A 12,718-nucleotide genomic window follows, 5' to 3' on the forward strand; every position below is an offset into this window, starting at 1 on the left:
GGAACTTCATGAGAACACGCTTGAAAGGAGCTTATTTGAATGTTTACCCAAGTCAAGTCCACGATTCGACATATTACACCTGACGATTTACGGGGACGTAAGTTAATCAAGGTTGTCTATGTCGTGCTAGAATCCCAATACCAAAGTGCATTATCGCAAGCGGTACGGGAAATTAACGCTAATCATCCCAGCGTGGCCATAGAAATCAGTGGATACTTGATTGAAGAACTACGCAACTCTGAAAACTATGAGGAGTTGAAACGCGATATAGCCAGTGCTAATATATTCATTGCTTCTCTAATTTTTATAGAAGACTTAGCACAGAAAGTAGTTGCCGCAGTTGAACCCCATCGTGATAACCTAGATGTATCCGTTGTCTTCCCCTCCATGCCCGAAGTTATGCGCCTCAATAAAATGGGTAGCTTCTCTTTGGCGCAGTTAGGACAATCCAAGAGCGTGATCGCTAACTTCATGAAGAAGCGCAAGGAGAAATCTGGCGCTGGTTTCCAAGACGGAATGTTGAAGTTATTGCGGACTCTCCCCCAAGTGCTGAAATTCCTCCCTATGGAAAAAGCACAAGACGCGAGAAACTTCATGCTCAGTTTTCAGTATTGGCTAGGTGGTTCAGCCGAAAACCTGGAAAACTTCTTGCTGATGCTGGCTGATAAATACGTATTGAAAGGCGCGGAAAAAGAAAGCTTTGCTGCTGCTAAGTATGAAGCACCAGTTGTTTATCCCGACATGGGAATTTGGCATCCTTTAGCGCCGACTATGTTTGAGGATGTGCGAGAATATCTGAACTGGTATTCTGCCCGCAAGGACATTTCCCAAGACCTCAAAGACCCCCTTGCACCCTGTGTAGGTTTGGTTTTACAACGGACTCACCTCGTTACCGGCGATGATGCCCATTATGTGGCAATTGTGCAGGAATTGGAATCATTAGGGGCAAGAGTTTTACCTGTATTTGCAGGTGGTTTGGATTTCTCTAAACCAATAGAAGCTTACTTCTATGAACCAATTACAAAAATGCAGTTAATAGATGCGGTGGTATCTTTAACTGGTTTCGCTTTGGTGGGTGGACCCGCTAGACAAGATCATCCTAAAGCTATTGAGGCCTTAAAACGGTTAAATCGTCCCTACATGGTCGCCTTGCCTTTGGTCTTCCAGACTACGGAAGAATGGCTAGATAGCGATTTGGGGTTACATCCCATTCAAGTGGCTTTACAGATTGCTATACCCGAACTAGACGGGGCAATTGAGCCGATTATCTTATCAGGTAAAGATGGGGCAACCGGGAGAGCGATCGCTTTACAAGATAGAGTAGAAATAGTCGCTCAACGGGCATTAAAATGGGCAAATCTGCGCCGTAAACCCAAACTAGACAAAAAAGTTGCTATTACCGTTTTCAGCTTCCCTCCTGACAAAGGTAACGTGGGTACAGCCGCATATTTAGACGTATTCGGTTCTATTCATGAAGTCATGAAAGGACTGAGAAACAACGGTTACGACGTGCAGGACATTCCCGAAACCCCCCAAGAGTTGCTAGAACAAGTCATCCACGACGCACAAGCACAATACAACAGTCCCGAACTCAACATTGCTTACAAAATGTCCGTGCCAGAATATGAAGCACTGACACCCTACTCCCAACGCTTAGAAGAAAACTGGGGACCACCTCCCGGAAACTTGAACAGCGACGGACAAAATCTCTTGATTTATGGGAAACAATTTGGTAATGTGTTTATTGGTGTGCAGCCAACATTTGGTTATGAAGGCGACCCCATGCGGTTGTTATTCTCCCGTTCCGCAAGTCCCCACCACGGTTTTGCAGCATATTACACCTATTTAGAACGGATTTGGGGCGCTGATGCTGTGTTACACTTTGGGACACATGGCTCATTGGAATTTATGCCCGGTAAGCAAATGGGGATGTCCGGTGATTGTTACCCAGATCAACTAATTGGCTCAATTCCTAATCTGTATTATTACGCAGCCAATAACCCCAGTGAAGCCACAATTGCCAAACGTCGCAGTTATGCAGAAACAATTTCTTACCTGACACCACCTGCGGAAAATGCTGGTTTATACAAGGGTTTGAAGGAACTCAGCGAGTTAATTGCTTCTTACCAAACTTTGAAAGACACTGGACGCGGTGTTTCCATTGTCAATTCCATCATGGATAAATGCCGCATTGTCAACTTAGACAAGGATATTGAGTTACCAGAAACCGATTCTAAGGATATGTCCTCGGAAGAACGGGATAACATTGTTGGTAGCGTTTATCGGCGGTTGATGGAGATTGAATCGCGCTTGTTACCTTGTGGACTGCACGTAATTGGTAAGCCTCCTAGTGCCGAAGAAGCGATCGCAACTTTAGTCAACATTGCTAGTTTAGACCGACAAGAGGAAGAAATTCAAGGTTTACCCGGAATTATCGCTAGAAGTCTGGGACGCAACATTGAAGATATCTACAAAAACAACGATGCCGGCATTTTGGCAGATGTGCAACTATTACAAGATATCACCCTTGCTACCCGTGCGGCTGTCACAGCTTTAGTCCAAGAACAAATTGACGCAGAAGGTAGAGTGATAGCTGTTTCCAAGTTGAACTTCTTCAACATGGGGAGAAAAGAACCTTGGGTAGAATCACTGCATCAATCAGGTTACACAAAAGTTGATACCTCTGCGTTAAAACCCCTGTTTGAATATTTGGAATTCTGCTTAAAACAAGTTTGTGCAGATAACGAACTCGGTGGACTTCTCCAAGGTTTAGCCGGTGAATATATTCTCCCTGGTCCCGGTGGAGATCCTATCCGTAATCCTGACGTATTACCCACTGGTAAAAATATTCACGCTTTAGATCCCCAATCTATCCCCACTTCTGCCGCAGTCCAATCTGCGAAAATCGTCGTGGATAGGTTGTTGGAACGGAATAAGTCGGAAAATGAAGGAAACTGGCCAGAAACCATTGCCTGTGTTCTCTGGGGTACAGATAATATCAAAACCTACGGTGAATCCCTCGCCCAAATTATGTGGATGATTGGTGTGCGTCCAGTACCCGATGCTTTGGGACGGGTGAACAAGTTGGAATTAATACCTTTATCAGAGTTAGGTCGTCCCAGAATTGACGTTGTAATTAACTGTTCTGGTGTATTCCGCGACTTGTTCATTAACCAAATGAACTTGCTGGACCAAGGTGTGAAAATGGCTGCGGAAGCTGATGAACCTTTGGAAATGAACTTTGTCCGCAAGCACGCTTTGAAACAAGCTGAGGACATGGGCATAAATCTGCGTCAAGCTGCAACTCGCGTTTTCTCTAATGCTTCTGGTTCTTATTCTTCTAATATTAACCTGGCGGTGGAGAATAGCACTTGGGATAGTGAAGCTGAGTTACAGGAAATGTATTTGAAACGGAAATCTTTCTCTTTCAATTCTGATAATCCTGGGGTTATGGATGAGTCACGGGAGATTTTTGAAACGACTTTGAAAACTGCTGATGCAACTTTCCAGAATCTCGATTCTTCGGAAATCAGTTTAACAGATGTTTCCCACTATTTTGACTCAGATCCGACTAAGTTAGTAGCAAGTCTGCGTGCAGATGGTAAGAAACCATCTTCTTACATTGCAGATACAACTACAGCGAATGCACAGGTGAGAAGTTTATCAGAAACTGTGCGTTTAGATGCGCGGACTAAGTTATTAAATCCCAAATGGTATGAGGGGATGTTGTCTCACGGTTACGAAGGTGTGCGGGAACTTTCTAAACGGTTGGTAAATACTACTGGTTGGAGTGCGACTGCTGGCGCTGTGGATAATTGGATTTATGAGGACACAAACGAAACTTTCATCAAAGATGAGGAAATGCAAAAGCGTTTGATGAATCTCAATCCTCATTCTTTCCGCAAGATTGTTTCTACTTTATTGGAAATGAATGGACGCGGTTATTGGGAGACTAGCGAGGAGAATTTAGACAAGTTGAGAGAGTTGTATCAGGAGGTGGAAAACCGGATTGAGGGTATAGAATAGTTTGTAACTATGTAAAGACCCAAAATTAAGCAAGGTGTAGAGATGTTAGATATAACGTCTCTGCATTTTCATTAACAAAACTACTTGTAATACACTTAGGGAAAAAATATGGCTGGTAACGATAGTATAGTCCTTGAAAATATCATCAAGCAAAAGATAAATAAAACTGACAATACATTACCCGATGATGAATTTTTTGAAATATTCACATTTGAACAAATATTAAAAAAATACGACCTTTCATATGACGAGTTAAGTTATGGAAAAATAGGGGGTGGAGATGATGGGGGAATTGATGGCTTCTTCATTTTTATTAATAATGATTTTGTGACTGAGGATACAGAGTTAGATAACTTAAAAAAAAGTCCTTGTATACAATTGTTCTTAATTCAATCAAAACGAACTGATTCTTTCTCTGAGAAAGCTATTGAGAAATGGCTGGCAACTACAATGAATATTTTTGATTTAGAAAAGAATATTGAGCAAATTGAAAAATATTATAATTCTGATTTAATTAATAAGGTGAGTTTTTTCCGGGACTTGTATCTTAATTTAGCATCACAACACCCTTCTCTTGAAATTACATATGTATATGCAACTAAAGGTGATATATCAGCTATTCATCAAAAGGTATTAAATCAGTCTGGAATTTTAAAAGAAAATACTGGCAGATATTTTTCTGGAGCAAAGGTTAATGTTAGCTTTATTGGAGCAAGAGAATTAATTGATTCTTCTCGGCTTGAAAAAAGCTATACTTTGCAATTAAAATTTATTGAAAATTACATTTCGAGAGGCGAAGATAATTATGTTATCCTAGCATCCTTACAAGATTATTATAAGTTTGTGACTTACGATAATAATGAATTACGCACATACATATTTGCATTTAATGTTCGAGATTATCAGGGAAGTAATGTAGAAGTTAATAAAGACATAAAAGCAACTTTGGAATCAAATGAAAAACTAGATTTCTGGTGGCTCAATAATGGTATAACTATTTTATCTTCAAAAGCAAGTGTTGCTGGTAAAAATATTAGCTTAGATGATGTACAGGTTGTAAATGGATTACAAACGACAAATACTATCTATCATTACATCAAGAATAAAGAAGATAATAAAAGTACATGGAATGAAGAAAGAGCTATTTTAATAAAAATAGTTGTCACAAATGACCCAGAAACTAGAGATCGTGTTATTAAAGCTACAAATTTTCAAACTCCTATTCCGCCAGCATCTTTAAAAGCTACAGATCCAATACAGTTAGACATAGAAAATTTCTTTCTCAGTCATGACTGGTTCTATGACCGTCGAAAAAATTATTACAAGAATACAGGTAAACCAATTGATAGGATTATTAGTATTCCATACTTAGCTCAGTCAGTTGTAGCAATAGTTTTTCATCAACCAGATATTGCACGTTCTAGACCGGCCTCAATTATCAAGAAAGATAATGATTACAACCGAATTTTTAGTCAAAAAATTACTCTTGAAGTCTATCTGTTTTGTGCGAAAGTTATGAAAAAATTAGAGAGCTATATTCGTATTTATACAGCTAATAAATCAACTACTGGATCTATTAATGAGCAGTGGAAACACTCATCACCAATTCGTATATTGATGTTTCATTTAGGAATGCTGCTAGTTGCAAAAATGCTTCAGATACGTGATTATAAACCCAAAGATGTAGAATCAATTAGAAATATTGATTTTTCTGATGAATTTATAAATAATACATTATCCGAGTTAATTCAATTAACTAATGATTATGTAAAATTCAAGGAATTGCCCCTTAATACTAGTATCAAACAAAAAGATTTTGCTACGTATATATTAGAAAAATGCAGTATTGAACCGATTTCAATAAATTAGTAAAGTAATTATTAAGTAGGGCTTGCTGAGTAAGGCTAGAACCGCTTTTCAATAAGGGTTTCGCGGATTTTGGGAACAAAAAAGTGCAAGGCTATAGCATTTAGAACCTCAAAATTCTTGCATTTCTATGGAAAATTAGGGGGTGAATTTGGAAACCAATCTCCCAAACCACCATTTTTCGCATTGTGTGGCATCTAGGTTCGCTTTGGGTACTTATTCAGCAAGCCCTAAGTACGAGTTATGGAATTAAAGTATTTAATATCTGTTTAATTGATACTTTTAGAACCGTAGGGATGGGTGATCGCTGTTTTAGGGATGTTGGGGGTGCGATAGCGAAGCTGACCGAAGGTATCGCTTGTTTGGAAATGTTGGGGATGCGATAGCGCAAGTGCTGACTTGTCAGTTCGCTATTTTGGGGTTTGGGGATGTAGGAGAGCGATCGCTTTTGGGGGGTGTGGAGGATGTGCGATAGCGTAAGCGCTGCTGCAAGCAGTTCGCTGTTTGGGATGTGGGGATGCGATCGCTTTTGGGGTGTGGGGGGTGCGATCGCTTTGGGGATATTGGGAGTGCGATCGCTTCTTGGGTTTGGGGGAGTGCGATCGCTGTTTGGGATGTGTGAGGTGCGATAGCGAAGCGCTCCGTAGGAATCGCTTTTGGGGTGTGGGAGTGCGATCGCTGTTTGGGAATGTGGGGATGCGATCGCTGTTTGGGAATGTGGGGATGCGATAGCGAAGCGCTCCGTAGGAATCGCTTTTTGACCAGTAACTGTAGATTATCTATTGACATGATATCATAATGTGATATCTTATATATTAGCTTCTGTTAAAAGTAAAAAAGGATGAATCTTAATAATAAACAGCAAAAGATTTTAGAATTAATTTTTACAAATCCTGTACCAGCAAATATTATTTGGCAAGATATAGAAAATTTATTTACAGCTTTAGGTGCTGATGTTAGTCAAGGTAGCGGTTCAAGAGTTAGAGTTAAATTAAATGATGTTAGAGGTTATTTTCATGAACCACATCCAGAAAAAGAAACCGATAAAGGAGCAGTGAAATCAGTGAGAGAATTTTTGATAAAAGCAGGAATTGAACCATAAATAATTTGTAGTAAAATCAATCGCAAAAAAACTGAGTGAGGATTATTAAAATTATGTTGACTTATAAAGGATATACAGCATCAATTGAAGTAGATGTAGAAGCAGGAATACTTTTTGGAAGAGTTCTTGATATTAATGATGTTGTTACTTTTAAAGCTAAAACTGTCGAAGAAGCACGTCAAGAATTTGAAACTTCTATTGATGGCTATCTAGCTTTTTGTGAAGAATTGGGAGAAGAACCTGATAAACCTTTTTCTGGAAAATTGCCATTTAGAACTACTCCAGAACATCACAGAAAAATTTTTATAGCAGCTAAAAAAGCTGGAAAAAGTATTAATGCTTGGATGGATGAAATACTAATTAATGCTGCTGAAAAATCAGTCAAAGCATAGATTATTATATGGATAATATAACGTTGTATCTACCTTCATCAATTAAAATAACTGATGATCAATTCTTTGAAATGTGCCAAATCAATGAATTAATTAAATTTGAACGTAATGCTGATACTAGTCTTTTATTAAAGCCTTTATTGGGTGGTATAACTAGCAATATTAATGCTAGGTTAACTACTCAATTAGCGAATTGGAATGATCATGAATCGCTAGGTGTAGCTTTTGGTTCTGATGTAGGATTTATTTTACCAAATGGTGCAATACTTTCACCTAATGCAGCCTGGATTAAATTAGAAAGATGGGATGCTTTAAGTGATGAGGAAAAACGAAAGTTTCCTCCTATTTGTCCTGATTTTGTAATTGAGTTACTTTCTCCTAGTGATAGTTTGAAGACTACACAGGAAAAGATGAAGGAATATATAGATAATGGTGTGCGTTTGGGTATATTAATTAATCGTAAATCTCGTCAAGTGGAAATTTATAGACCAGGAAAAGAGATTGAGGTTTTAGATCATCCTGCTACGGTTTCGGGAGAAGATGTTTTAAAGGGTTTTGTTTTGAATTTGGGGATGATTTGGTAATGTTTACAATTATTCAATTTATCTATCACGAAAGAGTGATACACTTGATCTAACTAGTCATATATGAGCAAGTGCCTTATACATCTCATTATATAACTATTGATTTTAATAATTGTTGGGAACAAGCATGATAGATGGTAAAGCTATTTCTATTTCCTTATTTACAGGTGCTTTTGGTCTAGATTTGGGTATGGAACAAGCAGGATTTCATACAGTAAGTGTAGTAGAAAAAGACCGTGATGCTACAAAAACAATTGCTCTTAATCGTCCATTTTTGCAAGAAAGTGCTATTCCCAGAGAAATACAAAACGTCAGTTCTCAAGAATTACTTGAAGAAGGGGGAATAGTTTTAAATTTAGGACGTGCTTTACAACCAGGAGAAGTAGATTTAGTAACAGGTGGTCCACCTTGTCAGCCATTTAGTACCGCAGGGAAAAGAGGTTCAGTTATGGATCCTCGCGGTAGTTTATTCATGGACTTTGTTCGCATTGTTAAAGAAGTCCAACCCCGTTTTTTCTTAATGGAAAATGTGAAAGGTTTGCTTTCTGCTCCACTTCGTCATAGACCAATTAACCAAAGAGGAAAAGATTACCCACCCTTGGAAGTTGATGAAATAGCTGGTGCTGCTTTGAAAGTAGTATTATCAGAAATGAAGGAAATAGGCTATAATGTCGTTTATAACCTTTTAGAAGCAGCAGATTATGGTGTTCCACAGAATAGAGCGCGTGTAGTATTTATTGGTTCTAGAGATGGTGAAGCTGCTACATTTCCTATTCCCAAATATTGTAAAGATGGTAAAATTTTACCTAAATGGCTGACTTTAGAAGATGCTATAACAGATTTAGTTGATACAGAACGAGAATTTATGGCTTATCCAGAAAGTCGCTTAAAATATTTAAGATTATTGGAAGCTGGACAAAACTGGAAGCATTTACCAGAGGAATTAAAACAAGAAGCTATGGGAGGCGCTTATAATTCGGGAGGTGGAAAAGTAGGTTTTTATAGAAGATTATCTTGGGATAAACCTTCTCCAACAATTACAACAAGTCCACACCAAAAAGCTACAGATATGTGTCATCCTGTAGAATTACGTTCTTTAACTGTCCGTGAATCTGCAAGAATTCAAACTTTTCCCGATGATTGGATTTTTTATGGTTCTGTCAGTTCTAAATATAAACAAATTGGTAATGCAGTTCCCGTATTACTTGCTAAAGAACTTGGTAGTTATCTTCTCAACTTAATTCAAGGAAAGAAAGCAAAAGGTAAAGAGATATCTGAACAACTTTCACTTTTTTCTCTATAGATTTGGTAACTATTTATTTTGTGGCTAATTCAGCAAATGCTTGATCAATTTTCTGTAACATATCTCGGATATGATTTTCAACTAGATCATAATCCATGCAAATCATATTCCAAAATGGTTTACCAGCAATGCGAGGAATGTTACTTCTATTTGAAAAAGTCCATTTACCTAAATCAAAAGCTGCTATAAACAAAGAGTTTTCATGAATACTTAATTCTTTTTTTGCTCTTGGTACTTGGGAACCAGTCAATGTTCCTTTTAGAGTTTTTAGTTGTGCAAACTTAACTGTTTCTTCCGAAAAAAGTAGAATATCAATTCCAGTAATTTTAATTCCAAATTCAAATTCTGGGTTAATAATATAAGGACTAATATTAGATATCTTTTCCCAGAGACTTCCCATTGTTGTACTAAGGCTTCTTGTCACTGAGTTGCTAGTAACTAGCAATTTAGCTCTACAGAGTTCAAAAAGATTGGATGGGTTAGGATGATCCTCAATTATTGAATTTTTCTTTTCAAAGTCGAGTTTTAACCACTCAATAAAATCATCTGCGAATTTTTCAGTTTTACTACTAATTAACTGAGATTGTCTATCTAATTCTAAAACAGATCCATTCTGCTTGTCTTGTGCAATTTGATATTGGAAGTAAGCTGGTGCTATTGAGGAAATAATTTTTCCGTATTTATATGCTATGTGTAAATCTTCATCTGCGATGTGAGTCACATCAATTAATGAAGCATGATGCAAAATTAGTGCTTTCCGTTCTTGGACAGAAAGTGGGATTAAAGTTTCAGCAGTTAATTCAGTAGACATACAAAGCTATATTTAACTTATTGAGCTTTCTTAGTATTACCCAAAATTACCCCCTAAACTGTCATATCTACGGAAATTGTATTTGATTGTTGGTGTAAAATCTTGATAAGTACAAAAATACTATGCAATAGTGATCGCTAGGTTGCTTTTGGGGATGCGGGGAGTGCGATAGCGAAGCGCTGCTGCAAGCAGTTCGCTTGTTGAGGATGTGGAGAGTGCGATCGCTGGTTGGGGGTGTGGAGGTGCTATCGCTTTTGGGGTGTGGGAGTGCGATAGCGAAGCGCTGCTGCAAGCAGTTCGCTGTTTGGGATGTGGGGGATGCGATAGCGAAGCGCTCCGTAGGAATCGCTTGTTAGGGTTGTGAGGAGGTGCGATAGCGAAGCGCTCCGTAGGAATCGCTCTTTTGGGGATGTTGGGAATGTGGGAGTGCGATAGCGAAGCTGACCGAAGGCATCGCTTTCGATTATTATAAGCATCTGAGTCAATAAAATTATAACTTGTGAGTCAACAAGACAAGCTATCAGCTAAAATTCTATCAGGCGCATCTGACACAAATATATCCTTTGAGCGATTGTGTCAACTCTTAATCAGATTAGGATTTGATGAAAGAATTCGTGGTAGTCACCACATTTTTACAAAAGAAGGAGTTGAAGAAATCTTGAACCTTCAACCCAAACAAGGAAAAGCCAAAGCATATCAAGTTAAACAAGTCCGTGAAATGTTACTTAAATATCAGCTAGGAGGTTAAGATGACTCTGCGCTATGAAATTAATCTCTATTGGAGTGAACAAGACCAAGCATTTATCGCAGAAGTTCCAGATTTACCGGGATGTGCTGCTGATGGAGAAACTTATCAAGAAGCACTGCAAAATATAGAAATTATTATGCAGGAATGGATAGAAACTGCTCAAGAGTTAGGTCGAAAAATTCCTGAACCTACACAGCGTTTAATGTCTGCTTAATTGATGCTTTTGGGATGTGGGAGTGCGATAGCGAAGCGCTCCGCAGGAATCGCTGTTTTGGGAGGTGTGGGAGTGCGATCGCTCTATTTCAAAGCACTTAACTTATCAATTGATTTAAAACCAACACAGTTAACCCTGGTAAAGAAGGTAAACGTATATCATTTGTCAAGAAAAAAGACGCACCACCATAAATAGCAGTAGCCATTTGAATAGCATCCGGTGTTCTTAAATTGTAATCTGCTCTTAATTTAGCCGCATTTTCAGCAATATCTGGTAACACTTCAATAGTTGTTAAACCTTGAGAATTAAAAAGAATATCACGATATTGTTGAGCTAATATCGTATTTCCTGCACGTAAAGGATAAACTAAAACTTCTGATATAGTTAAAACCGACGTGACAACACTGAACTAACCTCTATACATAGCTGTAAAAAAAACATCTGTAACTTCTAAATAAATAGGATTTTCTTCTATAAAATAAATTAGCGGTGCAGTATCTAAACCTATAATTTTACCCTGTAATTCATTTAACCATTCCATGAATCACGCTCCTGATTAATATATTCCTGAGCGTCAATATTTCCCCAGATTTCTTTACCTAAACCACGTAATTCTAGAATACTACGCTTTGGTTTTGATGTCATTTTCAATTGTTGACGAATTAAGATAGATAAATTTTCAACTAATTTAAGTTGTTCTTCTGGAGTCAGATTTTTAGCCTGTTGTAACAATTCTTGATAGTTAGACATACATTTTTTGCTTATTTATAGTTTTAAGCCTAATTTAACTATACGCTGTTTTGGGTTTGTGGGGTGCGATAGCGAAGCGCGACCTAGGAATCGCTGTTTGGGATGTGGAGAGTGCGATAGCGAAGCGCTGCTGCAAGCAGTTCGCTTTTGGGAGATGTGGGGAGAACGATAGCGAAGCGCTGCTGCAAGCAGTTCGCTTTTGGGATGTTTGGAGTGCGATAGCGAAGCGCGACCTAGGAATCGCTTTTTGGGATGTGGGGAATGCGATAGCGAAGCGCGACCTAGGAATCGCTTGTTGAGGATGTGGGAGTGCGATAGCGAAGCGCGACCTAGGAATCGCTTGTTGAGGATGTGGGAGTGCGATAGCGAAAAGCGACCTAGGAATCGCTTTTGGGGATGTTGGGGTGCGATAGCGAAAAGCGACCTAGGAATCGCTGTTTGGGATGTGGGGTGCGATAGCGAAAAGCGACCTAGGAATCGCTTTTTGGGATGTGTGGGAGTGAGATCGCTTGTTTGGAAATGTGGGGTGCGATCGCGTAACTGTAGGTAGAAACTTTGTATAATCTACATAATGATATAAAATTCAAGATGATTCAAACATTTAAAAGTAAAGCATTACAAAATCTATTCAGAGAAAATTTTAATAAAGGAGTTCCTGCAAATTTAGAAAAGAAAATTAGAATTAGGCTTGAAGTTATAGACTCAGCTTTAATGGTAGACGATATAAAATTACCGGGATATGATTTGCATGAATTAAAAGGAGACAGAAAAGGAACTTGGTCAATTAAGGTATCAGGAAACTGGCGGATAACGTTTAAATTTGAAGATGGGGATGCTTATGATGTCAATTTAGAAGATTACCATTAATGAATGTTGTGTTAATATAGTATTGAATGATTGAACATCGTTAAATAAAGCCAAC

The 12,718-nt window shown here is 38.4% G+C and carries 14 protein-coding genes and 1 pseudogene; 10 read left to right on the forward strand and 5 right to left on the reverse strand.

Annotation, left to right across the window (positions count from 1 at the left end):
• Positions 1 to 39: 39 nt before the first annotated feature.
• The 3 genes from HEQ36_RS07840 to HEQ36_RS07850 all read left to right on the forward strand — a co-directional run bounded on the left by HEQ36_RS07840 (position 40) and on the right by HEQ36_RS07850 (position 6,278).
• Positions 40 to 4,026 (forward strand): magnesium chelatase subunit H, encoded by a 3,987-nt coding sequence (locus HEQ36_RS07840; RefSeq protein WP_168635666.1) that lies wholly within the window; start codon positions 40 to 42, stop codon positions 4,024 to 4,026.
• A gap of 108 nt (positions 4,027 to 4,134) precedes the next feature.
• Positions 4,135 to 5,895 carry an AIPR family protein gene (locus tag HEQ36_RS07845; RefSeq protein WP_168635667.1) on the forward strand — a complete coding sequence of 587 codons (1,761 nt, stop codon included), beginning with the start codon at positions 4,135 to 4,137 and terminating at the stop codon, positions 5,893 to 5,895.
• A 185-nt stretch (positions 5,896 to 6,080) separates the two neighbouring features.
• Positions 6,081 to 6,278 (forward strand): hypothetical protein, encoded by a 198-nt coding sequence (locus HEQ36_RS07850; RefSeq protein ID WP_205748479.1) that lies wholly within the window; start codon positions 6,081 to 6,083, stop codon positions 6,276 to 6,278.
• Between the two features lie 16 nt (positions 6,279 to 6,294).
• Here the strand turns inward: HEQ36_RS07850 and HEQ36_RS07855 are convergent, their stop codons facing one another.
• Positions 6,295 to 6,681: a hypothetical protein gene (locus HEQ36_RS07855; protein ID WP_168635668.1), complete on the reverse strand. Its 387-nt coding sequence runs from the start codon at positions 6,679 to 6,681 to the stop codon at positions 6,295 to 6,297.
• Between the two features lie 52 nt (positions 6,682 to 6,733).
• Between HEQ36_RS07855 and HEQ36_RS07860 the strand changes: the two genes are divergently transcribed.
• From HEQ36_RS07860 to HEQ36_RS07875, 4 genes are all read left to right on the forward strand, one after another.
• On the forward strand, positions 6,734 to 6,994 hold the full coding sequence (locus tag HEQ36_RS07860; RefSeq protein ID WP_168632241.1) for a type II toxin-antitoxin system HicA family toxin: 261 nt from the start codon (positions 6,734 to 6,736) through the stop codon (positions 6,992 to 6,994).
• A gap of 53 nt (positions 6,995 to 7,047) precedes the next feature.
• Positions 7,048 to 7,386 (forward strand): type II toxin-antitoxin system HicB family antitoxin, encoded by a 339-nt coding sequence (locus tag HEQ36_RS07865; protein ID WP_168635669.1) that lies wholly within the window; start codon positions 7,048 to 7,050, stop codon positions 7,384 to 7,386.
• An 8-nt stretch (positions 7,387 to 7,394) separates the two neighbouring features.
• Positions 7,395 to 7,970 (forward strand): Uma2 family endonuclease, encoded by a 576-nt coding sequence (locus HEQ36_RS07870; RefSeq protein ID WP_168635670.1) that lies wholly within the window; start codon positions 7,395 to 7,397, stop codon positions 7,968 to 7,970.
• A 127-nt stretch (positions 7,971 to 8,097) separates the two neighbouring features.
• On the forward strand, positions 8,098 to 9,273 hold the full coding sequence (locus HEQ36_RS07875) for a DNA cytosine methyltransferase (protein ID WP_168635671.1): 1,176 nt from the start codon (positions 8,098 to 8,100) through the stop codon (positions 9,271 to 9,273).
• 13 nt (positions 9,274 to 9,286) lie between these two features.
• Here the strand turns inward: HEQ36_RS07875 and HEQ36_RS07880 are convergent, their stop codons facing one another.
• Positions 9,287 to 10,084, reverse strand: a complete 798-nt coding sequence (locus HEQ36_RS07880; protein ID WP_168635672.1) for a hypothetical protein — start codon at positions 10,082 to 10,084, stop codon at positions 9,287 to 9,289.
• A 499-nt stretch (positions 10,085 to 10,583) separates the two neighbouring features.
• On the opposite strand from HEQ36_RS07880, the gene HEQ36_RS07885 reads away from it, so the two are divergent.
• On the forward strand, positions 10,584 to 10,832 hold the full coding sequence (locus HEQ36_RS07885) for a type II toxin-antitoxin system HicA family toxin (RefSeq protein WP_168635673.1): 249 nt from the start codon (positions 10,584 to 10,586) through the stop codon (positions 10,830 to 10,832).
• A gap of 1 nt (position 10,833) precedes the next feature.
• On the forward strand, positions 10,834 to 11,046 hold the full coding sequence (locus HEQ36_RS07890) for a type II toxin-antitoxin system HicB family antitoxin (RefSeq protein WP_053541116.1): 213 nt from the start codon (positions 10,834 to 10,836) through the stop codon (positions 11,044 to 11,046).
• Positions 11,047 to 11,143: 97 nt separating this feature from the next.
• On the opposite strand, the pseudogene HEQ36_RS07895 reads toward HEQ36_RS07890, so the two are convergent.
• The 3 genes and pseudogenes from HEQ36_RS07895 to HEQ36_RS07905 form a co-directional block, all read right to left on the reverse strand.
• Positions 11,144 to 11,437: pseudogene (locus HEQ36_RS07895) on the reverse strand (type II toxin-antitoxin system VapC family toxin); the annotation flags it as partial.
• An 18-nt stretch (positions 11,438 to 11,455) separates the two neighbouring features.
• Positions 11,456 to 11,587: a hypothetical protein gene (locus tag HEQ36_RS07900; RefSeq protein WP_267902169.1), complete on the reverse strand. Its 132-nt coding sequence runs from the start codon at positions 11,585 to 11,587 to the stop codon at positions 11,456 to 11,458.
• Entirely contained in the window at positions 11,575 to 11,796 is a 222-nt protein-coding gene (locus HEQ36_RS07905; protein ID WP_053541115.1) for a hypothetical protein, read from the reverse strand. The genes HEQ36_RS07900 and HEQ36_RS07905 overlap by 13 nt, the downstream gene beginning before the upstream one ends.
• A 588-nt stretch (positions 11,797 to 12,384) precedes the next feature.
• On the opposite strand from HEQ36_RS07905, the gene HEQ36_RS07910 reads away from it, so the two are divergent.
• A complete protein-coding gene (locus HEQ36_RS07910) occupies positions 12,385 to 12,663 on the forward strand; it encodes a type II toxin-antitoxin system RelE/ParE family toxin (RefSeq protein ID WP_053541114.1) in 279 nt (92 codons plus the stop codon).
• Positions 12,664 to 12,718 lie beyond the last annotated feature (55 nt).

The sequence above is a fragment of the Anabaena sp. 54 genome, from assembly GCF_017355725.1.
GTDB classification, from domain to species: domain Bacteria; phylum Cyanobacteriota; class Cyanobacteriia; order Cyanobacteriales; family Nostocaceae; genus Dolichospermum; species Dolichospermum heterosporum.

Coding starts and splice junctions, on each gene's coding strand:
- HEQ36_RS07840 (WP_168635666.1), top strand. CDS start 40: ATGTTTACCCAAGTCAAGTCCACGATTCGACATATTACACCTGACGAT.
- HEQ36_RS07845 (WP_168635667.1), top strand. CDS start 4,135: ATGGCTGGTAACGATAGTATAGTCCTTGAAAATATCATCAAGCAAAAG.
- HEQ36_RS07855 (WP_168635668.1), bottom strand. CDS start 6,681: ATGTCAATAGATAATCTACAGTTACTGGTCAAAAAGCGATTCCTACGG.
- HEQ36_RS07860 (WP_168632241.1), top strand. CDS start 6,734: ATGAATCTTAATAATAAACAGCAAAAGATTTTAGAATTAATTTTTACA.
- HEQ36_RS07865 (WP_168635669.1), top strand. CDS start 7,048: ATGTTGACTTATAAAGGATATACAGCATCAATTGAAGTAGATGTAGAA.
- HEQ36_RS07870 (WP_168635670.1), top strand. CDS start 7,395: ATGGATAATATAACGTTGTATCTACCTTCATCAATTAAAATAACTGAT.
- HEQ36_RS07875 (WP_168635671.1), top strand. CDS start 8,098: ATGATAGATGGTAAAGCTATTTCTATTTCCTTATTTACAGGTGCTTTT.
- HEQ36_RS07880 (WP_168635672.1), bottom strand. CDS start 10,084: ATGTCTACTGAATTAACTGCTGAAACTTTAATCCCACTTTCTGTCCAA.
- HEQ36_RS07890 (WP_053541116.1), top strand. CDS start 10,834: ATGACTCTGCGCTATGAAATTAATCTCTATTGGAGTGAACAAGACCAA.
- HEQ36_RS07900 (WP_267902169.1), bottom strand. CDS start 11,587: ATGGAATGGTTAAATGAATTACAGGGTAAAATTATAGGTTTAGATACT.
- HEQ36_RS07905 (WP_053541115.1), bottom strand. CDS start 11,796: ATGTCTAACTATCAAGAATTGTTACAACAGGCTAAAAATCTGACTCCA.
- HEQ36_RS07910 (WP_053541114.1), top strand. CDS start 12,385: ATGATTCAAACATTTAAAAGTAAAGCATTACAAAATCTATTCAGAGAA.